Genomic DNA, 24,222 nt, shown 5'->3' with positions numbered 1-24,222 from the left:
TCGTTCTTGCTTCTGGATCACCCTGCCCCCGGACCCTTGCCGGCCCGGCCGGCGAAATACACCGGGGCGAGGTGACCCATGCCCTGCCGGATCTTTGCAGCCGTGGTCCTGGCGTTGCTCGCCGCCGCCTGCTCGGGCGTGAAGGACGAGCCGCTTCCGCTGAGCCGCGAGAACATCGAGAGATACGCCGCCGCCGTCAGCCGGAGTTCCCGGGGGCTCCAAGCCGGCTCGGGCAGCGTCATGGAACGGGTCGACGCCCTCTACCGGGCACCCCTCGAGAAACAGCTCGGCTACAGCTTCGACCGCACGCTGCGGCACTACTTCGTCCACCGCGCCGGCATCGCGGCGGACCCCGAGTCCCGGGCCTTCGCCGAGCTGATCGTCCCCGGGGCCCAGGCCGTCCTCGTGAACGCCGACGAGGCCGCTCGGGCCGGGATGATCTCCATGCGGACCCGGGACCTGCTCTCGCTCCTCGCCAAGTTCCGCTGCGACCACGCCCAGCTCCTCAGCAGCGGGGAGTGGGAACGGATGTCGGCATTTCTGGGCCTCGTGTCCGAGTGCTCGAGCCTCGACGGCGGGGTCTGCACGGCGGGCACCCTGATGGAGACGGCGCTCAGGCAGGGCATCGTCGGGCCGGAGGAGCCCGGTACGGGTTCGGGCGGCGACCCCTGGCCCGCGGGTGACATCCGGGGCGCCCTGTACCGGAAATTCAACCTCGCGCGCTGGGACGGGACCGGCCTGTTCATCGGCCCCGACGCCGAGGAGATCGAGGCCTCGAGCCTCCTGGACGACCCGGAGCGGCCGTTCACCGTGAACGAGCGGGTCGTCTACTTCGCCGACCAGTTCACGAAGATGGTCCGGGAAGAGCAGGCCCTGGCGCCCGGCCGCCATGCCCCCGCGGAGCGCCGCGCCGCCGCGCAGGACCGTTCCTGACCGGGGCCCGGCGGCAGGCCACCCCGGCGCGTCTTGACAGGCACCGCAATCCGCCCTAGAGTGCGGCTGGATGTGCGACGCCCGGCCGAAGGCCCTGCACGGGCTGCGGGGACGGGCGCGGGTTTCGGATCGAGGCGGAAGGAGGGATCTTGTCATGGCGCTCGACCTGTCGGCCATCGGCCGCCCCATCGGCCCCATCACCCGGGAATACGGCTGGAAGGACGTCATCCTCTACGCCCTCGCGGTGGGGGCGGGATTCGACGAGCTGCAGTACACCTGGGAGAAGGATCTCAAGGTCATCCCCACCTTCTCCGTGGCGACGATCTTCGACTTCTTCTGGGCCGTGGCGAAGCACTCGAACCTCGACCCCCGGGGCGCCCTGCACGGCGAGCAGGAGATCCTCTTCCACAACCCCATCCCCGTCTCCGGGACCCTGACCACCAACGGGACCATCACGAACATGTTCGACAAGGGGCCCAAGGGCGCCGTCATCCGCGGCGAGAGCGTCACCGTCCACTCGAGCGGGCTGCGTCTCTACACCAACATCATGAGCATCTTCAGCCGGCTCGACGGCGGCTTCGGAGGCCCGGAAGGGTCTTCGCGCACCGTCGAGTTCCCCGGCCGCGGGCCCGATTTCGCGGTCGACGCCCGTCCCTCGCCCGACCAGCCCCTGCTCTACCGCCTCACGGGCGATTACTTCGCCCTGCACGTGGACCCCGCGTTCGCCCGGGCCTCGGGCTTCGAGAAGCCCATCATGCACGGCCTGTGCACCCTCGGGTTCGCCTGCCGGGCGCTCCTGCAATGCCTCACCCCCGGCGAGCCCGAGCGGACACGGCGCATCGCCTGCCGGTTCACGCGGCCCCTCTACCCCGGCGAGCCGATCCGGACGCTGATCTGGAAAACGGGGGATGGGAAGGTCCTCTGGCGCGTCGTCCACGCCGCCGGCAACCACAGCGTCATAGACGGCGGCGAGCTCGAGTACGGCCCGCCCTGATCGGCGGCATCCCCCGACGGCCGCCGCGTCCGGGCCCACCCTGCGCCCGCGGGAAAAACGCGGAAAACCATTGACAGGCGACAACGATCTGATTATACCTCCCGCCGGGATCAGCGAATCCGCACATTACCCTTCGGGAGGTCTCATCCATGTCGGGTCACGGCTCCGGGCACATCGACCCTGCCCACAAGAAAATCGCCCTGCTCATCTCCGTCCTCGCGCTCTTCCTCGCCCTCAGCGAGACACTCGGCAAGAGCGCACAGACGTCGGCCCTGAGCTACAACATCGAGGCGTCGAACCTCTGGGCGTTCTTCCAGGCCAAGACGATCCGCATGACGATGCTCCGGACGGCCGCGGAGGCCGCCGAGGTGGAGCTGCAGCACGAGAAGTCGCCCGCCAAGCGCGCCCTGCTGCAGAAGCGCATCGACGAGTGGAGGAAGACCGCCGCAATCTACGACTCGGAGCCGGACAAGCAGGAAGGCCGCAAGGAACTCTCCCAGAGGGCAAGGGCGGCCGAGACCAGCCGCGAGCGCGCCATGGCCGCATACCACCATTACGAGCTCGCGTCGGCCTGCCTCCAGATCGCCATCGTCCTGGCGTCGGCCAACATCATCACCGGTGTTGCGGCCCTGCTGTGGCTCTCGGGCGGGCTGGGCGTCGTGGCCATCGGCTTCGGCCTCATCGGGTTCTTCGCCCCCCTGTCGGTGCACTTGTTCTGATCGCGCGGCGGGGCCCGCTCCCCGCACGGGGCGGCACCCGGGGGACGAAGCCGGCCTACCGGTAGTGGCAGACATAGGATGCGTCGGCGGGGACGTCGAGCTGGAATTTGCTGTTCGCCGCCACCTCGAACCGGTCGTAGGGCCTGAAGGTCTTCCACTCCGCCTCGCCGGGCAGCTTGACCCTCAGCTCGCCGGTTGTCACGATCAGGATCTCCCTCGTGGAGGTCCCGAACTCGTAGGAGCCTTTCTCCATCACCCCCACCGTCGCGGGCCCCTCGCTCGTCATGAGCGAAATGGATTTCACCCTTCCCTCGAAATACTCGTTGACCTTCAGCATGCTCCGCCTCCCTGGGTCGTTTCCGGCCGGGTCACTCCCAGCCCTTTTTCCACATGTCCTCGTCGTCGTAGACCTTCTCGTCGGCGGCGTGGGCCTCGGCCGCATCGGCCTCGTAGTCGCGGGGGAGCCTGCCCTTGCGGGCAAAATGCTCACGGTACCACTCGTGGGCCGTGATGAGCGACATCACCTCGCTCGTGCCCGTCCAGATGGACGCCAGGCGGATGTCTCGGAAGATCCGCTCGACGGGGAAGACGTTCGTGTAGCCGATGCCGCCCATGACCTGCATGGCGTTGTGCACGGCCTTCTGGCAGCTCTCGGTGATGAACTTCTTCGACTCCGAGACGAGCCGGCGGACGAGATTCTCGTTCGCCCCCGCATCGACGGCCCGGGCCGTCATGTGCGCCATGGCGCGGCAGGCGTCGAGCAGCATGGCCGCCTCGGCCACCTGGAAGCTCACGCCCTGGAACTGGTTGATCACCTGCCCGAAGGCCTTGCGGCGCGTCGTGTAGGCCGTGGCCACGTCGAGGGCCGCCCGGGCCGAGCCGATCGTCATGGCCGCCGTGCCCAGCCGCTCGGGGACCATCATCGTGTTGAACACGGCGTAGGCACCGTGAACCTTCCCGACCACGTTTTCCCTCGGGACCCGCACGTTGCGGAAGACGAGCCTCCCCGTCCCGCCCCCGCGGCAGCCCATGAGCCCGTAGAGGTACTTCGTCTCGACGCCGGGCCCGCGCTCCACGAGGAAGCAGGTCAGGGCATCCTGGGGCTTCGCGGCCGGGTTCGTCCGGGCGTAGACGAGGAAGAAGTCCGCCCCCTCGGCCCCCACGATGAACCGCTTCTGCCCGTTGAGCACGAAGTGGTCGCCCCGGTCCTCGGCCTTCGTCGCGGCCCCGAAGAAGTCCGAGCCGCCCCGCGGCTCGGTGAGGCACTCGGCGGCGAAGCGCTCGCCCCTGAGCAGAGGCTTCACGAAGCGCTCCTTCTGCTCGTCCGTGCCGTGCCGGATGATGGCGTCGCAGACGAGCTCCGCCCCCACGCCGAACACGCAGGCCATCTCGTAGCCCAGGGTCCCGATCTCCTCCATGAGCAGGCACGTCGTCACCCAGTCCATGCCCCGGCCGCCCCACTCGACCGGGTAGCGGCACCCCAGGAGGTTTCGCCGGCCCGCCTCCTGCAGGAACGCCTTCGGAAACTTGATGGCATCCGTGTCCATGTCGAGGATCATCTGCCGCGGGACCCACTTGACGAGGTCCCTCGCCTCCTCCACGATCTGCCGCTGCTGCGGCGTCATCAGGAAGTCGTACATGTCCCCTCGTTCTCCTTTCCCGCCGGGCACCCCCGGCGGCCCAACTCTGCCACAAACGGCGGGCAAAAGGAAGGGGCGGCCTTGCGGCCGCCCCTTCCTTAGCCCGAACGATGCGGTTGAGCGGGATTCCGGATAGCGAGGTTAGACGCGTTTTGGGTAACCGCTCTTCGCGAAGCGAAACGGCCGCAGCGCAAACTGTTTGAGCCCGAAGGGCGAGTTTTTGCGCCTGCAGTGCAGCGAGCGTTGGAGCGGTCCAAAACCGTCTATTCGCAGGAAGAATCCTGCTCAACGCAGCGCTATTTCGCCACCTCCTGCCAGCCCGCCGCACTCGTGTACTTGATCCACGGGCTGTTGAGGGTCTTCACCTTGACGTAGTCCTTCGTCATCTCGAAGTTCGTCTTCAGCATCCCCGTGCTGTCGTCGGCGCCGCGCTTCTCGTAGACGACCCACCGGTGCTTGCCGTAGTCGTACACCGCGACCTTGTGCAGCCCCGCGGCGAGGGCGAAGCTGTCGTTGACCTGGTTGACGAACCCCTCCACCTTGCTGCGGGTGATGGTCGTCATCTTGAAAAAGTTCCACTTCTTCGTGGAGCTGTCGTAGACCGAGGCCCCCAGGAAGCCGTACTTGAGCGTCATGTTGCCGGACTTGCTCGATACCGGCTTGAAGGCGGGCGTTCCCACGTTGGACGGGTCCTGCTGCGCATGGCACGCAAGGGCCCAGGACAAAGCGAACACGGCGACCAGTGCAAAGACCAACAAGCTCCTCTTCATGCAATACCTCCTGCCGGGGTTTGAGTCATCAAGGTGAGATGCTGCAAGGCCTGTGCCCGTCCGAAGGGCCCGGCCACGGCCGAAGTCCCGGGGGTGATGGCCTCGTCGAGGATGTCCCGCTCGAAGCCGCGGGCGGCAAGGCCGTTGCGGCGGGGTTCCACGGGACGAGGCCTCCAGAGTGGAAATCAGGCATTGAACCCGGAAGTGCCTGCCCAAAGCGTTGGACGGTAGACGGTGCAGGGATCCTCGGCCCTCCGTGCCCGATCGGGGAACAGGGTGCGGACGGATTCCGCAAACGCGGCGATCTCGAAGGGCATCCGGAAGAAGCGGTCCGCCCCGACCCGCAGGGCGATGTCCTCGTAGAGGAACTCGGCCGGGAACGCCGCCGTCGTGATGACGGCTCCGCCATGGCGGGTCTTGAGGTGCCTGACCAGCATGAGGGTCTTGACGAAGCTGTCGGCCTCGAGTTCGCGGCCCCAGCGCCCGAAGACCATGTTGTTGAGAAACAGCACGAAGAGCTCCACGGGCCTCTCCTCGGCCCACGCCAGGATCCGGTCGGCCTCCGGCGTGCCGTGCACGCGCAGCCGATGGCCGGGCTCGAGGGCGCCGGAAACCGCCTCGGCGACGATCTCGACGAAGCCGTCGTTGAAATCGCCCACGATCACGCAGAAATCACGGGTATTGACCATCCTTGCCCTCTCCCTTCGGCCCCTTGCCGGCTCACCCGGCGGGTCCGGCCCGCAGCGCGGGCGGGGCCTATACCTGTATCGCCCCGGCAGGAGCAAACTTGAGGGGAATCCGGCCCCGCTACCCGCATACGTCGCCGGCAGGACAAAAAAAGAGCGGCCCGCAGGCCGCCCGTTTTCGCCGCCGTCCCCCTCGCCCGGAAGGCCGTCAGGCCAGGTTGATCGTGTGGGTCTTCAGCAGGAATTCCTTGAACTGCTCCTTCGTCGTTTCCCTGACGTCGGAGAGCTTCACGAGGATGGCGTTGTTGTAGAAAGAGTACCCGTCGTCGATCTTCTCGGGGTTCTCGTCGTCGTCGATGAAGCGTTCCATGAACCGCAGCGCGAGTTTCCGGGCCTCTTTCTCGTCCTTGGCCTCGATGAGGTAGTGGTGGTGACGGATGTCCTCTTCCTCGCGCTCGGTGATCTTGATCCAGTAATCGGGCATGATCCCTCCCGGTCTTCGTGATGTCTTGCCGTTTTTACCACTTCCCCGCCCCTCGCGCAACGACTCTTTTCGCAGGGGCGAAGCCGACACGCAACCGGCGACGCGGAAAAGGGCCGCCCGTCGGGCGGGCGGCCCCCTGCCGATCCGCATCGGCCGTCCGGGCGGGTCAGAAGCGTCCCCACCGGCCGGGGCGCATGAAGTAGGTGAGGCTTCTCAGGATGATGCTGTTGCAGTCGGCCGCCATCCCGCTGCAGTTGCGGATGATCTGCAGCCAGTTTTCATAAACGTTCAGGTAGATCCTCGAGACGTCCCCGAAGGCCGTGTAGCCGCCGACGCCCGGCAGAGAGGGCTCCGCGCGCGGCGGGGTGTCGGGTTTCGGCGCGCCGGGCGGGGGCTGCATCTTCGGCATCCCGGACGGGGCGGCGGGCCTGGACGTCTTCGGGGGGTTGGCCTTCTGCGCCCGGGCCGGCCCTGCCGCAGGCTTGCGGGCGGTCTTGCCCCTCGTCCGGGTCGGTTCGCTGGGCTTCAGGGCGCTGAGCTTTTCCATGATGTCGGTGCGGCTCTTCTTAGCCATGGATGATCTCCTGTGCGAGGGCAAGGAAGTCTTCGGCGCCCTTGCTCGACGGGCTGTACTCGAAGAGGTTCTGCTGGGCGATCTGGGCCCTCACGATGTCCACGTTGACCCGGATGACGGTCCGGAAGAGCTTGTCGGGGAAGTGGCTCTTCAGGGTCTCGTAGGTCTGGTCCGACAGGCTGCTGCGGCGGTCGACCTTGCAGGCCAGGACCCCCAGCAGCTCGAGCGAGGGGTTGAGGCTGCGCTTCACGTAGCCGATCTCCTCGAGCAGCTGCTTGAGCCCGAGGAGCGGGAAGAACCCCGAATCGACGGGAATCAGGACCTCGCCCGCGGCCACCAGCGCGCTCTTCGTGAAGACGTTGAAGCTCGGCGGGCAGTCGAAGAGGATGAAGTCGTAGCCGTCCTCGACGGGCTGCAGCAGGGTCTTGATCAGGTCGAAGGCCTGCCGGCGAAGGAGCCTCTCCTCCACGTCCTTGAGGGCGTTGTTGGAGGGGATGATGTCGGTCCACCCCGTCGCGACGATGTAATCCGCGGCCTTGCCCTTCTCGAGGATGAGGTCCTTGAGCGTCGGCCCCTCGTTTTCGATGATGAGACCCACGGCGGCCGAGGCGTTTCCCTGGCTGTCGAGATCGACGAGCAGCGTCCTCTTGCCGGAGGCCCGCAGGGCCGCGGCCAGGCAGACGGCCGTCGTGGTCTTGCCCACGCCGCCCTTCTGGTTCGTGATGGCGATCTTCCGGGCCATGTCCCCCCCGGGGGCGGTTCGTTCGGTCCACCGCATCCATAAACCAAATCGCCGGAAATGACAAGGGCGAAGGTCACCGCACCGCAGCAGGCGTCGAAGGGAACCTTCACGGGAAAGCGGGATGCGTCAAGCGGCCCCAAGAAGAGCACATGACCTGGAGGCGGCCTTTTTCGAAACGGTATGGCCGGTCAGCGCTAGCGGGACACGGCGGCGAAGCGCATCGGCGGCGCCGAGGCGAGGCGGCCCGCGAGCTCATCGCGGGCAGCCCTGTAGGCCGCAAGGAGTGACTCGGGCACGGGCTCGCCGGGGGGGATGATGACCTTGCGGGGGTTGACGGGCCGGTCGTTGACGCGCATCTCGAAGTGCAGGTGCGGGCCCGTGGCCAGGCCCGTCGCGCCGACGTACCCGACGAGCTGCCCCTGCGCGACGCTCGCGCCTTTCCGAATCCCCTTCGCAAAGCCCGAGAGGTGACCGTAGTAGGTCTTGTAGCCGTTGGGGTGGCCGATGACGACGAGCTTGCCGTAGCCGCCCTGCCAGCCCGCCGCCACGACCTGGCCGTTGGCCATGGCCGAGACGGGCGTGCCCTTCGGGGCCACGTAGTCCGTGCCGTTGTGGGCGCGGCGGATCTTCAGGACGGGGTGGAGCCTCGACTTCGAGAAGCCGGAGCTGATCCGCCGGAAGCTCAGCGGCGCCTTGAGGAAGGCCTTGCGCAGCGAGCGGCCCTCGGCGTCGTAGTAGTCGGCCCGGCCGTCGATCTCGAACCGGTAGGCGCGGTACAGGGTGCCGTCGTTGACGAACTCGGCGGCGAGGATGTTGCCGTACTTCCTGAACTCGCCGTCGCGGTAGAGCCCCTCGACGAGCAGGCGGAACGTGTCGCCCCTGCGCAAAGCCGTGGTGAAGTCGATGTCCCAGGCGAAGATGTCCGAGAGGTTGAGGGCCAGCAGCAGGTTCTGCTGCCCGCCGCCCATGGAGGCGATCAGGTTGTCCTCGATCGAGCCCTCCAGGCAGAGGATCCTCCGCTCGTGCTCGATGCTGAGCTTCTCGGCCCGGTAGCCTTCGCCCGCACGGGTGACGCGCACGAGGGCGTCGTCGCTTGCCCAGTAGAGAAAGGCATGCAGGCCCCTCTCCGGGTCCACCTGGATCTCGTAGGGCCGGCCCGGCCGGAACTCCCTGGGGCTGTGGACACCGGCCAGGGCCTCCTTCACCGGGAAGAGCTGCCGCGGGTCGAGATCGTGGCGCCGGAAGATCTCGTGGAGCGACTGCCCCTTCTGGACCATGCCGCTTAAGCGCAGCAGGTTTTTCATCTCCAGGTTTTCGGGGGGTCTTGCGGGGTCGGGCCCGGGGGAGACGCCGAGGAAAAGAAGGGCGGCAAGCAGTGAGACCACTGCGGCGGCGAGGATGGCAGGGCCGAGAGCTTTTTTCGGCGGTGTCACTCGATGGAAACCCCGCTGCCCCGATGCGGCGCGCACCGGGCACAAAAAAGGCGCCTCGCGTCGACGGGTTCGGGCCGCGGGATCCGCATCCCCGGCCCGTCCGGGCGGGACAGCGCCTGCGTTTTGCGTACCCTAAACGAATCGACCCGGGATTTCAAGCGATTTTCGAAGGCGAAGGGGCCGCCCGCGCCGGGCGGGCGGCCCCCGGCGCTCAGAACGCGTAGAGGAAGTTGAACCAGAACTTGTTGCCCTCGGGCTTGTTGCGCGCCTCGAACTCGGGCTGCCACTTCAGCGTAAAGCTCATGTTCTTGTAGCCGTACTGCACCGCGGGACCGAGGGCGAAGACGCGGCCCTTGTTGCCCACGTCGTTGCCGTTGAGCTGGTCCTCGGTGACCTGGAAGTAGCAGTAGCCGTTGAGACCGACGGCCCACTCCTTGGTCGGGTGGTAGCCGACGAGGTAATCGAAGTGGAACTCCTGGCCCGACCTGACCTTCGTGTCGTCGTTTTCCGTGTTGAAGTCGTACATGAACTTCGCCGACACCTCAAAGCCGCCGTCGCTGAGGTAGGTCATGCCGAGGACGGGCTCGAAGGTCCAGTAGTTGCGGCCGATGTTGGCCAGGCGGTCCTTGTTGTAGCTCCCCGTGGGGATGTAGATGTCGAGGCCCGTCGCGACGTGGAAGTTCCTGGAGTGCCAGCCCAGGATGAAGGGGTTGACGATGATGTCACCCAGGCCGAACCGGTCGTCGTCACGGCCGCCGAGCGTCACGTCCTGGTATGCGAGAGGGATGAAGGCATGGACGGCCCAGTCGGCCCCGAGGACCTTCACGTTCGTCACGTGGATGAACCGGAGCACATTGGCGGCGACCTTGAGGTCGAAATTGACCGGGGCGCTGTTGCCGTCGTTGTCCCTGAACTTGGTGGCCGTGTAGTAGGTGAGATAGTTCTTGAAATAGGTCCCCGGCGGGGGGAGCGCCCCCGCCATGAAGTCCTCCGCCCCGTTCGGGTAGGCCCCGCCCCCGCCCTCGGTGGCCAGTGCAGGGCCCGCGATTGCCGCCGGGCCCGCCAGCAGGGCCGCCGCGGCCAACACGATGAGCCATCTCCTGATTGACTGCCGCTTCTTCATCACGCTGTCTCCTCCTTTCTGGGATTTTGCAGGGTTAAAAAAGGCCGCCGGGTGTCCCGCCCCCGCGGCCTTCTCGATACAAAAAAGCCATGGGAGGCGAGTGATCCACCCATGGCTTGCTTCCGGCTTTCTGCTTCGTGCCGCTGATTTCTACGATGGGCAGACCGATGCACTCCTGTTGGTCCACCACCACCAGCCCAGGTAACGGATGCCCACCTGGTTTGCCATCGCGGCATCTTCCCTTCACGAAGTGCGCGGATTACACCACGGTTCGGCCGGTCTGTCAAGCCCATTCTCGGGCCCGGCCCCGGGCCCCGGATTCCGCTAAAGAATTCGCCGGCGGCGGCCGAAGTAAGGGTAAGGTTGAACCCCCTTGGCGGCCGCGCCGCGCAGCGGGTGCAGCCTGAACTTCAAGGTTGCGAGGCGGACCGATGACGACCTTTACTCCCCGCGAGATCAAGAACCGGAAATTCAAGCAGAGCCTGATGGGGGTCGACGCCGAGGAGGTGAAGGGCTTCCTCAAGATCGTGGCGGCGGAGTTCGACAAGATCCTCACCCAGAACGCCCAGCTCGAGAAGAGGCTGACCGAGCAGACCGTCCGGTCCACCCTCGGCACCCGGAAAGAGGCCGAGAAGAGCCGGCAGACCCTCGAGGAGGCGGAAAGGGCCGCCGGGGAGATCATCGCCCGGGCGAAGGAAGAGGCCGAGCAGATCCGCCTCGCGGCCGAGAGGGAGGCTGCGGACCTGAAGCGCAGGACCGAGCGGGAGGCCCACGAGAAGGCACGCCGGGAAACGGCGCTGATGCTCCAGCAGGCGAAGGTCATGGCCGACGAGGTCATCCTGAATGCCAAGCAGAAGGCCGAGAAGATCGAGGCCGAGGCGAAGGAGGCTCTGGCATCGGCCGCGGCGGCCTCCGACTTCGAGCGTCCCCTCTCGGTTCGCGGGGACGCGGGCGCGCAGCCCGAGACCGCAGCCGGGCCGGACGACTGGGATGACGGCAGAAGCGAGGAGGCCCTGCAGAATTTCGACTCCCTCATCGCCGAGGCCCGGGTGAAGGCTGAGGCCATCATCCAGAGCACCCGGGCGGAGGCGGAGATGGTCACCACCAGCCTCATCGGGCGCACCCTGGCAGAGCTCAACAAGGAGCACGAGCGGCTGCTGGCCGCGGTGCAGAACGCGGTCCACAAATCCGAGGAGATCGTCAAGGCGGCCCGCGAGGAAGCGGAGCAGTTTGCCGTGCGCCGGAAGTCCGATGCCGTCGAGCAGTGCAACGCCGTCCTGCTCGAGGCCGAGCGCAAGGCCGGCGCCATCTTCAACAGCCTCAAGGCCCAGGCCACCTCCCGGAGGATGAGGGGCGACGGTGAGGGGAAGCCCACCAACGGCGGCAGAAAGGCCGGCCCGAAATACCAGTGAGCGGATGCCGTCAGGCGGTCCCCCCATCGGACCGCCCCTCCGCGGAAAGGCCCCGCCTCCCGGCGGGGTTTTTCTATTCCCGCACCGGCCGTGAGCGGCAGGCCGAATGGCGTTGCATTTGACCCGCCGATGTGGAAGACTACCCCCGTCCGGAATCCCTGGAACGGAGGGACTCGACATGAACAAGAAGCGGAACGTCCTCGTCCTGCTCGGCAGCCCCCGCCGGAAGGGCAACAGCGCACTGCTCGCGGAGGCGATCGCCCGGGGCGCGAAGGCCGCCGGGGCGGACGTGGAGACCCTGTTTCTCCATGGCCTCGCCATCGCCCCCTGCAAGGCCTGCTTCGCCTGCCAGAAACCGAAGAGCCGGGGCTGCTCCATCGACGACGACATGCAGCCCATCTACCGCAAGATGCTGGAGGCCGACGCCTGGGTGCTCGCCTCCCCCGTGTACTGGTTCACGATGTCCGCCCAGCTGAAGCTCTGGATGGACCGCTGCTTCGCCCTGCCCGCTTACGGGAAGGACCCCTTCGCGGGAAAGCGGATCGCCATCGCCATGGCCTACGGCGGCGGGGACCCCTTCGACTCGGGGTGCGTCAACGCCCTGCGGACCTTCCAGGACGCCTACCGCTATGCGGGGGCGAAGATCGTCGGGATGGTCTACGGCAGCGCCATGGGGGCGGGCGACATCCTGGCCGACCGGGCCCTGCTGAGGGAGGCGAAGGCGCTGGGGCGTACGCTGGCGGGTGCAGACGATTGACGGAAGGACGGGGAATGCGCACGGACGGGTTCGGCTTCGAAACGTGGTTCGTCGAGACGATGATGGGGCTCGCGCCCGACCCGGAGGAGATCCAGGTGGACGGCACCCCGGAGGACATGACCGATTGTGCCGCCCACAAGGCCTTCTCGGTGAGCTTCGCCTCGGGGATGATGCCCGGGCCCTTCGGGATGGCAACGATCCTGCCCGAGCTCGCGGCGGTCACCAGGATCCAGATCGATCTGCTCTACAAGATCGCCAAGTATCACGGCAGGCTCGACCGGGTGAACCGCACGCTCGTCCTCTACGTCTTCGGCTGCGCCCTGGGGGTGACGGCGGGGAGGCTGCTGGTGCAGCGGGCGGGCTCGCGGATGATCGTCAAGGCGCTCAGCACCCAGGCGGCACAGCGCATCGCCGCGGCCCTCGGCGCGAGGATCGGCTCCAGCGTCGTGCAGCGCGGCGCCGGCCGCTGGGTCTGCCTGGCCACGGCCCCCGTCTTTGCCTGGCTCTCCAGAAGGATGACGGAGAAGGTCGGCCGGTACGCGGACGATCTCTTCCGGCAGGACATCGAGATCGAGCAGATCGAAGGCTGAACGGACGGCGCCGCTCCCGCCGACCGGGACCGCCGGAGGCACGCGTGGACGACCACATCGCCCTGGACCAGCTCGAGGCCCTGGCCTGGAGCCTCGGGGTCGAGGTCCGCTACGAGAAGATCCCGCAGGACGACGTCGCGATCGCCGGGGGGCTCTGCCGGCTCAAGGGGAAAACCGTCATCGTCATCGACGCGCGGGCGACGGCGAAGGAGCGCGTACGGACCCTCGTGCAGGCCCTCAAGACCTTCGATCTCACCGACGTCTACGTCCGCCCCGCCCTGCGGGAGCTGCTGGAGAAGCCGTGAGGCGCCTCGCGGTCAGCGCCCCTTCGGCATCTCCGCCTGCCCGACCTTGTAGTCGAAATCCCCGAGGGGCCTCTCGAAGGTGTACTTGAAGGGATCCGCGACGAGCAGCCTCCCCGCCGTTTCGACGCTTCCGCTCGGGATCGCGAAGGGCAGCGAGACGATGAACATCGCCGTGCCCGCCACGATGGACACGAGACCGACAGGCCGCGCGATCAGGACGTCCGCCGCGATCGCCATCCCGTCCTTCGGCGGCTCGGCAAAGGCCTGCGCCGTGCTCGCGAGCAGGGCACAGACGACCAGCAACGCAATCGATGTCTTTTTCATGACCCAACCTCCAGGGAGCCGCGGTTCCGCGTCATGGTCTCCGGCTGCAGTGTCGCCCCTTTGCCGCAACAAGTCAATACGGCGTCGGCATGATCCGGCACTACAACGTTCTTCCGATGCCGGCTCATCCCCGCGGCGCAGGCGGCTGCGACGCCGCACCCGCCCTGCCGAACGCATCTGTGCCCCGGGTGCGGCAGGCGACCGCGGGATCAGCCGACCCAGCGGACGATCTCCCTCAAATCCGCCCGTTTCCTCTCGAAGCGGTTGAGGGGACACTCGGGGTCGGGGTACCCGACGGCGATGGCCGCAACAATCCGCCGGTCCTGGGGGATGCCGGCGATCCTCCGCAGCAGGTCCGGGTACCGGACCGCGGCCGCCATGATGCAGGTGCCGAGGCCCCGGGCATGCGCCAGCAGGCAGATCGTCTGCACGACGATCCCCGCGTCGAGCATGGCGTACTCGACCGAAACCTCCCGGGGGATGGTGACCACGATCAGGCAGGGCGCGCCGAAGAGTCCTGCCATGCGGGCATAGAGGCGGTTGCGCGCATCCTTGTCCTCCCTGTCGATGCCCATGAGATCGAGTATGGTCTTTCCCAGCTCCCCGTACCGCGCCTTGAGACCGGCAGGCCAGCTCTCCGGCATGGGCACGTCCGGCGCGGCGGCGAGCCCCTCCGAGAACATCCGCTCGTTGGCCTCCTTGAAGGCTGCAAGGGGCGCCCCGGCCATCACCGTGAACTCCCAGGGCTGCGTGTTCCCCCAGGACGGCGCCCACCGGGCGGCCTCGAGAATCTCCTCGATGATGATCCCGGGTACCTTCCTCTCGGTGAACTTCCGGATGCTTCTCCTGCCTCTCACGGCCGCTTCGAGTTCCATGGCCCTCCTCCCTTCGTCGATCGGTTTTCGGCGGCCCTCACTCCGCCGGGACCGGCCCGTCACCCCTTGAGGTACTTGTTGAACCAGGCGATGCAGCGCCCCCAGGCGTCCTTCGCGGCCTCGGCGCGGTAGCTCGGCCGGTAGTCGGCGAAGAAGGCGTGCGGCGCCCCGGGGTAGATCAAGAACTCGGCCGTGCGTCCGGCCGCTTTCATCCTCGATTCCATCTCCCTGACGTCGGCCACGGGGATGCCCACGTCCTCGGCCCCGTAGAGGCCCAGGACGGGGGCCTCGATCCTCGCCGCCACGTCGAGCGGGCCTTCCGTCCGTACGCCCGGCGTCAGGGCCGGCCTGAGCTGCCCGTACCAGGCAACGGCGGCCTTCAGCTCCCGGCTGCGGGCGGCATACAGGAGCGTGTACATGCCGCCGCGGCAAAACCCCGTCATCCCGACCCGGTCCGGCTTCGCGGAGGGGTGCTTCTTCGCCCAGGCGACGACGGCATCGAGGTCGGCCATGACCCGGGCGTCGGGCACGGGGTCGGCGACCTTGCGCACCGCCTCCAGATCGGGGAGATGCTTGACGCCCCCTTCCCGGGCGTAGGGCTCGAAGGTGACCGCCAGGAACCCCTCGCGGGCAAAGCGGCGCGTCACGTCCCGGATGTGCTCGTGCATCCCGAAGACCTCGGGAACGACGAGGACGACGGGGTATCGGCCGGGCGCCGCGGGACGAGCCTCGTAGACCGGGACGGCAAACCCTCCGGAGAGCACCGTGCCGTCCGCCGAGGAGAGGCCCTCCGCGGGGGTTGCAACGACCTTCCCCGCCACCGGGGTCGCGGCCAGGCAAAAGCCCGCCAGGCCGACCCCCGCAACCCCGACCCTTGCGAGAAAATCCCGCCGCGACAACCCGCCATAGGCATTTGCCAGCCAGTCTTCGACCATGGTCCCCTCCTGTTCGGTTTTCGTGCTCAAACGGAACGAGCGTGCAAAGAGTTGTATTTTGATTATCAGGATCGGGCACAGAAGGAAAAGAAAAAAAGAGGGCCCGCTACGGGCCTCACGGCTGTCCGGCCGGCTTTTCCCTGCCCTGCGGCGGCACGTAGGGTGCGGCGAGATGCTTCCGCGCCTCCACCCTCGCGATGCCCTCGCCGCCTTCCACACCCAGCGCCAGCTCGTAACAGGCCACGGCCTGCTCCCGTTCCCCGCGGGCGTCGTGGATCATCCCGAGGCGCACGTACGACCAGGCCCGGACGCGGGCATGGGCCTCGGATGGGTCCTGCAGGGCCCGCCGCAGGGCCTCCTCGGCCCTGACGTAGTCGCCCTGGTTGAAGTAGATCCTCCCCATGAGCTGGTCGTGCCGGGGCTTGAGCTGCGGCACGAAAGGCGGCCTGCCCGCGGCGATGCCCCGTTCGAGGTCGCGGGCCACGGCGAGGGCCTCCCGGTGCCGGCCCGATTCCGACAGGACGTTGGCCAGGGCGAAGGAGAAGTTGTAGTTCCGCGGGTAGCGCCTCTGCAGCTCCCGCGCGATGGGCAGGGCCCGGGCGGGCTGTCTCTCGAAATTCAGCCAGACGGAGATGAGCTCCGACTGGGCCAGCTCCCGGAGCAGGTCCCCTTTCGCGGCCGCCCGTTCGAGCTCCCTGAGCCCCCGTTCGCGGTCGCCGCGGGTGACCACGAGGGACGAGAAGAACCGGGCCACCTCGGGCAGATGGTCGATGTGATAGCGGACGAGGCCCGAGAGGAAGAAGCTGTCGACGTTGGCCGGGTCTTCCTGCTGGGCCCTCTCCAGGCAGGACCACAGGCCGTAGGCCTCCTGCGCCGCCGCGAGATGCTGCCTCTGGCGCTGGGCCCAGCGGAACTTCACCGTCCTGGCGAGGGCCATGGCGAAGTGCGCACGGCCGTCACGGGGGTTCTGTTCGATGCGCGCCTCGCCCCGTCTCAGCGCCTCGTCGACGAATCGAAGCATCGCCTCCCGGTTCGCCTCGCGCTCCCGCGCATCGTAGCTCATCTCGGCGGCAAACAGGCGGTTCACCGCGAGGAAGGCATACCCCGTCGGGTCTTCCCGGTCCAGGTCCACCGCTTTCCGGAACAGGGCCTCCGCCCCGAGGAAATCCAGGTTGAATGCCTTTTCGACGCCCTGCCGCAGGAGCACCCGCATCGGCTCCGGGGCGGACGGCGAGGCCGCCGCGTCCGGGTGCGGAACGGCGAGAAGGACGGCCAGCACGATGGCTGCGAGCCGGAGGTTCACCGCGGATACCCCCGCCCTTCGCTCTGCTGCCCTTTGCTGTCCCCCTCGGCCGCCGCGGCTGCGTTCATGTCTTTCACGTTCCCCCGTTTGCCCGGCAGTTCACGTCAGGTGGAGCACGGCGATCTCCGGCCGCGCGCCCAGACGCACGGGGGTGAAGGTCGTGCCGATGCCGCGGCTGACGTACAGGTGCGAGCTGTCGATGCGGAAGAGCCCCTCGGGCCAGGGGGTCCGCAGGTGGGCGAGGCTCAGGCCCCCGCCGGGCAGTCTCAGCGTGATCTGCCCGCCGTGGTAGTGTCCCGCCAGCGTAAGGGCGATCCCCTGCCCGGCCGCCTCGGGGAAGATCTCCGGCCGGTGGGACAGCAGGATCGTCGGGATCGACGGGTCGAGCCCCCGAAGGGCGGCGTCGAGGTCATGGTTTCCGAACCGCATGTCGTCGATCCCGGCAACGGCAAAGGGGCCCTTCGCGGTCCGGATCACCCGGTGCCCGTTGTTGAGCAGCGGGACCCCGTACTGCCGGAACACCGCCCTGAGGCGGTCGGGGTTCGCCACCCAGTGCTCGTGGTTGCCCAGGGTGGCGAAGGTGCCGTAACGGGCCCGGACCCGGGCCATCTCCTCCAGGCACCCCGGCAGGAAGGCGATCGAGTTCGAGACGTAGTCCCCGGTGAGGACGAAGAGATCGGGTTCGAGGGCGATGACGGCATCGGCATAGCGCCGCAGGTCCTCGCGGGTCATGTAGGGCCCGGCGTGGTGGTCGGTGAGCTGCACGACGCGCAGCGGGAGCCCGAACGGCAGGGTGAGTTCCCGCACCTCGTGATTCCTCCCGGCCCAGGCGGCGCCGTAACCCGACAGGATCAGGGGTGCCGCCGCGACCGCCCCGGCCCCGGCCTGCAGGAAGAGCCGGCGACCCGGGTCCGCGGGAGCCTGCCGCGGCCCGGGGGCGTCGCTTTTGAAACGCCGTGCGACGGCCTGTCCCAGGCCCCACGCGGCCTGCGAGAAGGCAAGCAGCAGGGCCGACAGGATCGAGCCGAAGACCCAGACGGCCGGCAGATAGAAGAGAAGGGCCTGCACCGGCGCCGGCGCGTCGAACCAGGGGATGGGCCTGACGAGGATGAAGACGTTCATCGCGAACAGCAGGCCGATGCCCGCCCCCGCCAGGCAAACGGCGAGGCGCTTGAACCGCTCCGACCTCTCCATGGACCGGATGGCCGTCCGCAGGCGGAGGAACAGGTACATCTGGGCGAAGATCGCGAGACTGACGACGATGAACCGGAGGGTGCCGAAGGTCAATGAGGGTACCATAAGCCGATGCCCCAATCTGCCACAGAATCGAGACGCCCGCAACCGCGGAGATCGAGGCCCCCATCAGCGCCCGTCTGATGGGGGCCTCGGACGGTGTCTGCGGCGGCGGCGCCGCTCCGTCCTAGAAAACATTCAGACGGGCGCCGATTTCGTTTTCGCGGGGAATGTCGATAATGCAGTCAACGAAAGGGAACAAAGACCGAAAGGAGAGCAAAGCCATGATGACCCGGATCCACAAAGCGACTGCAAGCCGCATGACCGCCGATCCCCGGATCAACCTGATGGGCGAGCGGGTGGACAGGGTCTGGGCGGACCCCATCCTGACCCCCCGCAGGGAAACGGTCCGCTGATCCCCGGGCACACAACACTCGCAAGGAGGTATCGTCATGAAGGAGAAGGCCAAGAACGTGAAGACCGACCGGAAATTCTGGAGCGACCCGATGAGCTTCCCCGTCTTCACGCCGAAGCGCGGCAGGTAGAAAAAGGCAGACCCACCCGTAACCGACAGCCGCAAGGAGGGCTGAGACCATGAAGAAAACGACGAAAGGGACCCGGAAAGACCGCAGGCTCTGGGCAGACCCCATGTGCTTCCCCGCGTTCACGAAGTAGAAAACCCGGCCGAGGCCGGCTGCCGGCCGCCCGACCGCATTTCCTGTGCCGAAGGCCCCTTCCCGGAAACGGGCGGGGGCCTTTGTCTTGGCCCCGGGCGCACCCGGCAACCCCTTGCGCCGGGGCAGACCCGCCGGGTGCCTGCCCCCCGTTGACTTCGACCCCGCCTGTGCTATTCTCTGAACACAATCTCGAAGGGAGCCCCAAGCCCATGACAACCGGACCCCGCCGCCTCGCCGCAGCGGCCCTCCTCATCGGTGCCGCCATCGCGCTTTCGTCCTGTGCCGCCAACCCCGTCACCGGCCGGCAGGATTTCATGCTGATCAGCGAGGCCGAGGAGATCGAACTCGGAAGGAAGGTCGCCGCCTCGGTCACCCGGGAGCACGGCCTCTACGACGATGCGCGCCTTTCCGCCTACGTGGGCGGCCTGGGCCGGAAGCTGGGGAAACTCTCCCACCGCCCGCAGCTCGACTACAGCATCGAGATCCTCGATTCCCCCGTCGTGAACGCCTTCGCCGCCCCAGGGGGCTACCTCTTCTTCACGCGCGGGATCCTGGCGACGCTCAACAGCGAGGCGGAGCTCGCGGGGGTGATCGGGCACGAGATCGGCCACGTCACCGCCCGGCACTCGGCCCAGCAGCTCAGCCGCGCGCAGGCGGCGCAGATCGGGTTGATCATCCCCCAGGTGCTCGGCCTGCCCGTCCTCTCGGGCCTGGCGGAGGTCGGAATGGGGCTCTTCTTCATGAAATACAGCCGCGACAACGAGCGGGAGGCCGACTCGCTCGCCGTCGAGTACGCCACGAGGGCGGGGTATGACGCCTCGCAGATGGCCGGGTTCTTCGAGACGCTGCAGCGCATGAACCCGCAGTCCGACCGCAGCGGCATGCCGGCCTGGTTCTCGACGCACCCCAGCCCCGAGGACCGCGAACAGGCCATCAAGACCCAGTCGCAGGAGGCGCAGCGGCGGATGGGGCTCACACGCCCCCGGATCGAGCGCGAGGCCTACCTGCGGGCGATCGACGGCCTCGTCTACGGCCAGGACCCCCGGCAGGGGTACGTGGAGGGGGGGATGTACTATCACCCCGGCCTGCGCATCCAGTTCCCCGTACCCGCCGACTGGAAGGTGAACGACACGCCGGCGGCGGTGCAGATGCTCAGCAGGGACAAGAGCGCCGTCATCCTCTTCGCCGTGGCGCAGGGGAAGTCCCCGGCGGAGGCGGCCCGCGGCTTCGTCTCGAAGAACAGGGCCCGCGTCATCCAGGGGCAGCCGGCCCGCGTGGGCGGGTTCGAGGCCTACCGGCTCACGGCCGACGTGCAATCCGGCGGCAGCTCGATCCGCACCCTCACCTATTTCATCCAGAAGGGCAACGGGGTCTACTCCTTCACGGGGATGAGCGCGCAGCGCAATTTCCCGCAGCACGAGCAAACCTTCGAGAGCACCCTGGGACGGTTTGCGGAGCTCACCGACGCGCGGAGGATCAACGTGCAGCCCGACCGCGTCCGCGTGCGCCGCGTCGCGAAGTCCGACACCCTCGGCAACGCGCTGCGGTCGCTCGGCGTCCCCGAGAGCCGCATCAAGGAGACGGCGCTGCTCAACGGCGGCCTGCCGGAAGAGCCCGTCCCCCCGAACACGCTGCTCAAGGTCATCGAGCGCGGCCGCTGAGTTCCCCGACCCTCGAAGACGGCCAATGCGGGGCGGCGGCCGGCACGGGGTGCTTGACCCCGGTTCGGCTGCCCTGCTATAAGAGACACAGAGGAGCGTTTCACCGGGCTCACCTGCCGCTTTCCCTTATTCGTTCCAAATGTTGAGGCAGCCGTCATGTACCCGCGCCTGGAGAGATTCCTGGCCGCCGTCGCCGTCACGGCCCTCGTGCTGACAGCCGCGTTCTGGGCGTTCCCCCCGGAACTGCGCTTCCCGGACCCGCACCCTGCAACCCCGCCCGGCCGGCCGGCCCCCGCCGAAGCTCCCCTCGCGTCCGCCCCTGCTGCGCCGGCACCCGCGCCGCCTGCCGCCGATGCGGCCGCGCCCCCGGTGCGGAACGAGCCCCCCGTGCCTGTTGCGGCCGCCGCCCCGGAAGAGACGGGGCCCGGGCTTTCGGCGACCGTGTCCCTCTCCCTGCGCGAAAGGCTCCCCGAGGCGTCTCTTTCGGACGAGGACGTCCGGGAGCTGACCGAGACCATCCAGAGCTTCCGGGAATCGATGCGGGGCCTCCGGGAAACGGAGCGGACAGCGGAAAATGCCGACAGGATCCGCGAGCTGATGGCGCGCATCGAGGAGAACCGCCTGCGGATCGAGAAGACGACGGGCATGAGCATCAACGAATTCCTGCGGCGCATGACGACGGAAGGGATCGACAATGACCGGCGTGAAGAAGAGCGGCCGGCTGCCGGGGCTCCTGATCGTCCCGGCCGTTAGCCTCCTGCTGGCGGCCGCGGGCATCGGGCCTGCGGGCGCTTCCGGGGACGAGGTGATCGCCGTGCTCGACGGTGCGCCCATCACCCTCTCGGAGATCGAGGAGAACGCCGCCTTCCAGATCTACCGGCTCCGCGGCAGCATCCACAGCCTCCTGGAGCGCGAGGCCCGGGAGATCGCCGACCGGCGCCTGCTCGAGCGTGAGGCGGCCCGCCGGGGGCTGAGCGTCGAGGCCCTGCTCAAGGAGGAGGTGGACGGCAGGGTCGCCCCCCTCCGGGAAAGCGACATCGATGCCTACCTGGCCGCGCACCCGGAAGAGGCGGTGAGGGGCGCCGAGGGCCGCGCCCGGCTGAGGACCTACCTCGAGGAGCGCGGCCGGATCCAGCGCCGCCTCGATTACGTGGCCTCGCTGCGGGAGAAGTCGGACTACCGGTTCCTCGCGTCGCCGCCGGAGCGGCCGCGCATCCGGGTGGCCACCGAGGGGGCGCCGTGGCGCGGGACGGCCGGCGCGCCCGTCACGCTCGTCCACTTCGCCCACTTCTCCTCGCCGGTCTGTGCCGAGAGCGCGGGGAAGATACGCCGGCTGATGGAGGAGTTCCCCGGGAAGATCCGCTGGGTGCACCGGAGCTTCCTCGGCACCCAGGATGCCGACGCCCTGCGGGCCGCCGAGACGGGCGAGGGCGCCTTCAGGCAGGGGCGGTTCTGGGAGTACCACGACGCAATCCTCGCCCGCGGGGGGCGCGCCACGGCCGAGGCCATCCGGCAGGCGGCCCGCGAGGCGGGCCTCGACATGCAGCGTCTCGCCGACGAGCAGGGCAGGGGGATTCTCCTGCTCCGGGTCCGGGAGGACATCGGGCACGGCGTCCGGATCGGCGTGCAGGCCGCCCCGGTCATCTTCGTCAACGGCATCTACATGAGCGGGACCTTCCCCTACGAGGACCTGAGGGCCCTGGTCCTCAGGGAGATCGAGGGGACACGAAAAGAAAGCGAAACGGGGGTTCAGGAGACATCATCAGGCAACACCGGAAACAGGAAAGGAGGCAGACCATGAAAAGGCCGATCCGTTTCATCATCCCGGCCCTTGTCGCCGTCTTCCTTGCCCTGGGCGTCTCGCAGGCGGCCGCAGACACCAAGGCGCAGCCGCTCTGCCCCAAGCGCCTCTCGAGCACGGGCGACAGCATGACGGAGGCCATCGACGCGGAGCTGCCGGCGGCCAACCACTGGGCCAGCTGGGTCAACGGCTACCACGGCTTCTGGGAGTGGCTCCTGGGGCTCACCAACGTCAACAGCCACAACCAGCGCATCACCAAGCTCTTCGGGAGCTCGGGCCGCGCCAACTACATGGAGGCCAAGAGCGGGGCCGACATGTTCGACTTCCCCGGCCAGGCCGCCGCGGCCGCGGGCCGGAGGGCCCACTACGTGACGGTGCTCATGGGTCACAACGACGTCTGCCAGGACCGCTTCGCCGACATCCCGAGCGAGGCGGAATTCGAAAGCAATTTCAGGGCAGGGCTGGATAAACTGAAGGCGGGGCTGCCGGCGGGCGCCACCGTCTACGTCGTGGGGATCGTCGACATCTACCGGCTCTGGGAGGTCGCCCGGGACAAGAAGGCCCTGGGGATCGTGGACTGCGAGGTCCTCTGGGCCACGACGCTGCTGAAGCTCTTCCCCTGCGGGACCATGCTCAACCCGCTCATCGGGGATGCCGGCCGCCAGTACACACGCAGCCGGATCATCGCCTTCAACAACATCCTCAAGAGTGTGACCGAGGAGTACAACAGGACAGACCCGAACCACTACTACGTCTACACCGACGCCGCGTTCAACTTCGTCTTCGGCGAAGAGCACGTCTCCGACATCGACTGCTTCCACCCCTCCGCCTATGGGCAGTGGACGCTTTCGAAAGAAACCTGGAACCCGGGGCTCTTCACGGGCTGCAGGTGACGGGCCTCAAGCGGAAAGAGCCCCGCACGCCCTGTGCGGGGCTCTTCTTTGGGCATCGTTTTCCGCGGCTTGCTATGTCAGGTTCAGTACGGTGATCTCGGGACGGGCGTTGAGCCGCACCGGGGTCAGCGAGGTGCCGATGCCGCGGCTCACGTAGAGGCGGCTCTCGCCGATGCGGAAGAGGCCCTCGGGATAAGGGGTCCGCAGGTGCGCGACGCTGATCTCGCGGCTGGGCAGGGTCAGCTTGATCTGGCCGCCGTGGTAGTGACCCGCCAGGGTCAGCGCCACGCCGCGGTCGGCGGCATCGGGGAAGACCTCGGGGCGGTGTGACAGCAGGATCGTGGGCACGGACGGGGTCAGTCCCCGCAGGGCGGCCTGCAGGTCGGGCCGGCCGGCGACCAGGTCGTCGATGCCCGCGACGGCGAAGGGGCCCTGTGCCGATGCGATCACGCGGTTTGCGTTTCGGAGCAGCGGGATCCCGCTTTCCCGGAACAGGCCGGTCAGCTCCGAGGGACGGACGTACCAGTGGTCATGGTTGCCCAGCACGGCGAAGGTCCCGTAGCGGGCGCGGACGCGCGCCATCTCCTCGAGGCAGTCCGGCAGGAAGGCGCTCGTGTTGGTGACGTAGTCGCCGGTCAGGACGAAGAGGTCGGGCTCGAGGGCGATCACCTCGTCGGCATAGCGCCGCAGCTCCCTTCGGGTCATGGTGAGGCCGGCGTGGATGTCGGTGAGCTGCACGACGCGCAGGGGCAGGCCGAAGGGAAGCGAGCGCTCCTCCACCCGGTAGGCCCGGCCCGCGTAGGCGGCCCCGTAGCCGGTCAGGACGAACGGCGCGGCGGCCAGCGTCCCCACGCCGGCTTTCACGAAACGGCGGCGGCCCGTGTCCACGGGGGGCGAAGGTGCCCGGCCGGTCACATTGCGCCAGAGTTTCTTCGCCCGCCTGCCGGCCTCGCCGGCGACCCGCAGCGTCAGCAGGATGAGAGCACAGGTCAGGGACCCCACGCTCCACAGGGCCGGAAGGTAGAAGAGAGCGGCCTGCAGGGCCGGGGAGGGGTCGAGCCAGGCCATGGGCCGGGCCAGGATGAAACCGCTGAGGGAAAAGAGAATCGCGATGGCCGCGCCCGCCGCGCCCACGACCCACGATGCCGTGCGCCTTGACAGGCGGGAGGACCGGACGGCCTCGCGAAAGCGGACGAAGAGGTAGACCTGGGCCAGGACGGCAAGGGCCAGGACCAGCACGCGATGGGCCGATGAGATCAGTTCAAGGGTAACCGGCGACAGGGGCACGCCGGTGTTCATTTCGTTCATCGCAGGCGCTAAGTTAAACAAGATGTCCCGAAAAAGCAAGCGGGTTGCGT

The 24,222-nt window shown here is 68.0% G+C and carries 26 protein-coding genes; 11 read left to right on the top strand and 15 right to left on the bottom strand.

Annotated features, from left to right (window positions below; all coding sequences use genetic code 11):
* Positions 1–78: 78 nt before the first annotated feature.
* The 3 genes from HPY67_07535 to HPY67_07525 all read left to right on the top strand — a co-directional run bounded on the left by HPY67_07535 (position 79) and on the right by HPY67_07525 (position 2,646).
* Positions 79–933, top strand: coding sequence for a hypothetical protein (locus HPY67_07535; GenBank protein ID NPV04567.1), 855 nt, complete (start codon positions 79–81; stop codon positions 931–933).
* A gap of 154 nt (positions 934–1,087) precedes the next feature.
* The gene (locus tag HPY67_07530; GenBank protein NPV04566.1) at positions 1,088–1,927 is read left to right on the top strand and encodes a 3-alpha,7-alpha,12-alpha-trihydroxy-5-beta-cholest-24-enoyl-CoA hydratase; all 840 of its coding nucleotides are present in this window, start codon (positions 1,088–1,090) and stop codon (positions 1,925–1,927) included.
* Positions 1,928–2,076: 149 nt separating this feature from the next.
* Positions 2,077–2,646 (top strand): DUF4337 domain-containing protein, encoded by a 570-nt coding sequence (locus HPY67_07525; GenBank protein ID NPV04565.1) that lies wholly within the window; start codon positions 2,077–2,079, stop codon positions 2,644–2,646.
* A 55-nt stretch (positions 2,647–2,701) separates the two neighbouring features.
* Here the strand turns inward: HPY67_07525 and HPY67_07520 are convergent, their stop codons facing one another.
* The 9 genes from HPY67_07520 to HPY67_07480 all read right to left on the bottom strand — a co-directional run bounded on the left by HPY67_07520 (position 2,702) and on the right by HPY67_07480 (position 10,098).
* Complete coding sequence (locus tag HPY67_07520; GenBank protein ID NPV04564.1) at positions 2,702–2,983, bottom strand: pyrimidine/purine nucleoside phosphorylase; 282 nt, start codon at positions 2,981–2,983, stop codon at positions 2,702–2,704.
* Positions 2,984–3,014: 31 nt separating this feature from the next.
* Positions 3,015–4,286, bottom strand: coding sequence for an acyl-CoA/acyl-ACP dehydrogenase (locus tag HPY67_07515; protein ID NPV04563.1), 1,272 nt, complete (start codon positions 4,284–4,286; stop codon positions 3,015–3,017).
* 296 nt (positions 4,287–4,582) lie between these two features.
* Complete coding sequence (locus tag HPY67_07510) at positions 4,583–5,056, bottom strand: hypothetical protein (GenBank protein ID NPV04562.1); 474 nt, start codon at positions 5,054–5,056, stop codon at positions 4,583–4,585.
* A 185-nt stretch (positions 5,057–5,241) separates the two neighbouring features.
* Positions 5,242–5,745 carry a hypothetical protein gene (locus tag HPY67_07505; GenBank protein NPV04561.1) on the bottom strand — a complete coding sequence of 168 codons (504 nt, stop codon included), beginning with the start codon at positions 5,743–5,745 and terminating at the stop codon, positions 5,242–5,244.
* Between the two features lie 205 nt (positions 5,746–5,950).
* A complete protein-coding gene (locus HPY67_07500; GenBank protein ID NPV04560.1) occupies positions 5,951–6,226 on the bottom strand; it encodes a hypothetical protein in 276 nt (91 codons plus the stop codon).
* A gap of 166 nt (positions 6,227–6,392) precedes the next feature.
* Positions 6,393–6,800 carry a hypothetical protein gene (locus tag HPY67_07495; GenBank protein NPV04559.1) on the bottom strand — a complete coding sequence of 136 codons (408 nt, stop codon included), beginning with the start codon at positions 6,798–6,800 and terminating at the stop codon, positions 6,393–6,395.
* Complete coding sequence (locus HPY67_07490) at positions 6,793–7,542, bottom strand: ParA family protein (GenBank protein NPV04558.1); 750 nt, start codon at positions 7,540–7,542, stop codon at positions 6,793–6,795. Before HPY67_07490 ends, HPY67_07495 begins: the two co-directional genes overlap by 8 nt.
* 194 nt (positions 7,543–7,736) lie before the next feature.
* Positions 7,737–8,975 carry a M23 family metallopeptidase gene (locus HPY67_07485; protein ID NPV04557.1) on the bottom strand — a complete coding sequence of 413 codons (1,239 nt, stop codon included), beginning with the start codon at positions 8,973–8,975 and terminating at the stop codon, positions 7,737–7,739.
* A 211-nt stretch (positions 8,976–9,186) separates the two neighbouring features.
* Complete coding sequence (locus tag HPY67_07480) at positions 9,187–10,098, bottom strand: hypothetical protein (GenBank protein ID NPV04556.1); 912 nt, start codon at positions 10,096–10,098, stop codon at positions 9,187–9,189.
* Positions 10,099–10,529: 431 nt separating this feature from the next.
* On the opposite strand from HPY67_07480, the gene HPY67_07475 reads away from it, so the two are divergent.
* The 4 genes from HPY67_07475 to HPY67_07460 all read left to right on the top strand — a co-directional run bounded on the left by HPY67_07475 (position 10,530) and on the right by HPY67_07460 (position 13,162).
* On the top strand, positions 10,530–11,510 hold the full coding sequence (locus HPY67_07475; protein NPV04555.1) for a hypothetical protein: 981 nt from the start codon (positions 10,530–10,532) through the stop codon (positions 11,508–11,510).
* 178 nt (positions 11,511–11,688) lie between these two features.
* The gene (locus HPY67_07470) at positions 11,689–12,267 is read left to right on the top strand and encodes a flavodoxin family protein (GenBank protein ID NPV04554.1); all 579 of its coding nucleotides are present in this window, start codon (positions 11,689–11,691) and stop codon (positions 12,265–12,267) included.
* A 14-nt stretch (positions 12,268–12,281) separates the two neighbouring features.
* Positions 12,282–12,857 (top strand): hypothetical protein, encoded by a 576-nt coding sequence (locus HPY67_07465; GenBank protein NPV04553.1) that lies wholly within the window; start codon positions 12,282–12,284, stop codon positions 12,855–12,857.
* Positions 12,858–12,901: 44 nt separating this feature from the next.
* Positions 12,902–13,162, top strand: coding sequence for a hypothetical protein (locus HPY67_07460; protein NPV04552.1), 261 nt, complete (start codon positions 12,902–12,904; stop codon positions 13,160–13,162).
* A 12-nt stretch (positions 13,163–13,174) separates the two neighbouring features.
* Here the strand turns inward: HPY67_07460 and HPY67_07455 are convergent, their stop codons facing one another.
* The 5 genes from HPY67_07455 to HPY67_07435 all read right to left on the bottom strand — a co-directional run bounded on the left by HPY67_07455 (position 13,175) and on the right by HPY67_07435 (position 17,898).
* Complete coding sequence (locus HPY67_07455) at positions 13,175–13,486, bottom strand: hypothetical protein (protein ID NPV04551.1); 312 nt, start codon at positions 13,484–13,486, stop codon at positions 13,175–13,177.
* Between the two features lie 209 nt (positions 13,487–13,695).
* Positions 13,696–14,361: a nitroreductase gene (locus HPY67_07450; GenBank protein ID NPV04550.1), complete on the bottom strand. Its 666-nt coding sequence runs from the start codon at positions 14,359–14,361 to the stop codon at positions 13,696–13,698.
* A gap of 59 nt (positions 14,362–14,420) precedes the next feature.
* Complete coding sequence (locus HPY67_07445) at positions 14,421–15,296, bottom strand: twin-arginine translocation signal domain-containing protein (GenBank protein ID NPV04549.1); 876 nt, start codon at positions 15,294–15,296, stop codon at positions 14,421–14,423.
* Between the two features lie 115 nt (positions 15,297–15,411).
* Positions 15,412–16,599 (bottom strand): tetratricopeptide repeat protein, encoded by a 1,188-nt coding sequence (locus HPY67_07440; GenBank protein ID NPV04548.1) that lies wholly within the window; start codon positions 16,597–16,599, stop codon positions 15,412–15,414.
* Positions 16,600–16,698: 99 nt separating this feature from the next.
* A complete protein-coding gene (locus tag HPY67_07435; protein ID NPV04547.1) occupies positions 16,699–17,898 on the bottom strand; it encodes a metallophosphoesterase in 1,200 nt (399 codons plus the stop codon).
* 820 nt (positions 17,899–18,718) lie between these two features.
* Here HPY67_07435 and HPY67_07430 point away from each other — a divergent pair.
* From HPY67_07430 to HPY67_07415, 4 genes are all read left to right on the top strand, one after another.
* Positions 18,719–20,170 carry a M48 family metalloprotease gene (locus HPY67_07430; protein ID NPV04546.1) on the top strand — a complete coding sequence of 484 codons (1,452 nt, stop codon included), beginning with the start codon at positions 18,719–18,721 and terminating at the stop codon, positions 20,168–20,170.
* A gap of 156 nt (positions 20,171–20,326) precedes the next feature.
* Positions 20,327–20,923 (top strand): hypothetical protein, encoded by a 597-nt coding sequence (locus tag HPY67_07425; protein ID NPV04545.1) that lies wholly within the window; start codon positions 20,327–20,329, stop codon positions 20,921–20,923.
* Complete coding sequence (locus HPY67_07420) at positions 20,865–21,971, top strand: thioredoxin domain-containing protein (GenBank protein NPV04544.1); 1,107 nt, start codon at positions 20,865–20,867, stop codon at positions 21,969–21,971. The genes HPY67_07425 and HPY67_07420 overlap by 59 nt, the downstream gene beginning before the upstream one ends.
* A complete protein-coding gene (locus HPY67_07415; protein NPV04543.1) occupies positions 21,968–22,864 on the top strand; it encodes an SGNH/GDSL hydrolase family protein in 897 nt (298 codons plus the stop codon). The genes HPY67_07420 and HPY67_07415 overlap by 4 nt, the downstream gene beginning before the upstream one ends.
* A gap of 72 nt (positions 22,865–22,936) precedes the next feature.
* Here the strand turns inward: HPY67_07415 and HPY67_07410 are convergent, their stop codons facing one another.
* Positions 22,937–24,163, bottom strand: coding sequence for a metallophosphoesterase (locus HPY67_07410; GenBank protein ID NPV04542.1), 1,227 nt, complete (start codon positions 24,161–24,163; stop codon positions 22,937–22,939).
* Between the last annotated feature and the right edge of the window lie 59 nt (positions 24,164–24,222).

The sequence above is a fragment of the Syntrophaceae bacterium genome, from assembly GCA_013177795.1.
Taxonomy (GTDB): domain Bacteria; phylum Desulfobacterota; class Syntrophia; order Syntrophales; family UBA2192; genus UBA2192.
The sequence above is the reverse complement of the archived record's forward strand: the minus strand, read 5'-3'. Positions and strand labels throughout refer to the sequence as shown.

Bases quoted from the DNA above. Each gene is read 5' to 3' on its own strand.
- HPY67_07535 (NPV04567.1), top strand. From the start codon at position 79: ATGCCCTGCCGGATCTTTGCAGCCGTGGTCCTGGCGTTGCTCGCCGCC.
- HPY67_07530 (NPV04566.1), top strand. From the start codon at position 1,088: ATGGCGCTCGACCTGTCGGCCATCGGCCGCCCCATCGGCCCCATCACC.
- HPY67_07525 (NPV04565.1), top strand. From the start codon at position 2,077: ATGTCGGGTCACGGCTCCGGGCACATCGACCCTGCCCACAAGAAAATC.
- HPY67_07520 (NPV04564.1), bottom strand. From the start codon at position 2,983: ATGCTGAAGGTCAACGAGTATTTCGAGGGAAGGGTGAAATCCATTTCG.
- HPY67_07515 (NPV04563.1), bottom strand. From the start codon at position 4,286: ATGTACGACTTCCTGATGACGCCGCAGCAGCGGCAGATCGTGGAGGAG.
- HPY67_07510 (NPV04562.1), bottom strand. From the start codon at position 5,056: ATGAAGAGGAGCTTGTTGGTCTTTGCACTGGTCGCCGTGTTCGCTTTG.
- HPY67_07505 (NPV04561.1), bottom strand. From the start codon at position 5,745: ATGGTCAATACCCGTGATTTCTGCGTGATCGTGGGCGATTTCAACGAC.
- HPY67_07500 (NPV04560.1), bottom strand. From the start codon at position 6,226: ATGCCCGATTACTGGATCAAGATCACCGAGCGCGAGGAAGAGGACATC.
- HPY67_07495 (NPV04559.1), bottom strand. From the start codon at position 6,800: ATGGCTAAGAAGAGCCGCACCGACATCATGGAAAAGCTCAGCGCCCTG.
- HPY67_07490 (NPV04558.1), bottom strand. From the start codon at position 7,542: ATGGCCCGGAAGATCGCCATCACGAACCAGAAGGGCGGCGTGGGCAAG.
- HPY67_07480 (NPV04556.1), bottom strand. From the start codon at position 10,098: ATGAAGAAGCGGCAGTCAATCAGGAGATGGCTCATCGTGTTGGCCGCG.
- HPY67_07475 (NPV04555.1), top strand. From the start codon at position 10,530: ATGACGACCTTTACTCCCCGCGAGATCAAGAACCGGAAATTCAAGCAG.
- HPY67_07470 (NPV04554.1), top strand. From the start codon at position 11,689: ATGAACAAGAAGCGGAACGTCCTCGTCCTGCTCGGCAGCCCCCGCCGG.
- HPY67_07465 (NPV04553.1), top strand. From the start codon at position 12,282: ATGCGCACGGACGGGTTCGGCTTCGAAACGTGGTTCGTCGAGACGATG.
- HPY67_07455 (NPV04551.1), bottom strand. From the start codon at position 13,486: ATGAAAAAGACATCGATTGCGTTGCTGGTCGTCTGTGCCCTGCTCGCG.
- HPY67_07450 (NPV04550.1), bottom strand. From the start codon at position 14,361: ATGGAACTCGAAGCGGCCGTGAGAGGCAGGAGAAGCATCCGGAAGTTC.
- HPY67_07445 (NPV04549.1), bottom strand. From the start codon at position 15,296: ATGGTCGAAGACTGGCTGGCAAATGCCTATGGCGGGTTGTCGCGGCGG.
- HPY67_07435 (NPV04547.1), bottom strand. From the start codon at position 17,898: ATGGTACCCTCATTGACCTTCGGCACCCTCCGGTTCATCGTCGTCAGT.
- HPY67_07430 (NPV04546.1), top strand. From the start codon at position 18,719: ATGACAACCGGACCCCGCCGCCTCGCCGCAGCGGCCCTCCTCATCGGT.
- HPY67_07425 (NPV04545.1), top strand. From the start codon at position 20,327: ATGTACCCGCGCCTGGAGAGATTCCTGGCCGCCGTCGCCGTCACGGCC.
- HPY67_07420 (NPV04544.1), top strand. From the start codon at position 20,865: ATGACCGGCGTGAAGAAGAGCGGCCGGCTGCCGGGGCTCCTGATCGTC.
- HPY67_07415 (NPV04543.1), top strand. From the start codon at position 21,968: ATGAAAAGGCCGATCCGTTTCATCATCCCGGCCCTTGTCGCCGTCTTC.
- HPY67_07410 (NPV04542.1), bottom strand. From the start codon at position 24,163: ATGAACACCGGCGTGCCCCTGTCGCCGGTTACCCTTGAACTGATCTCA.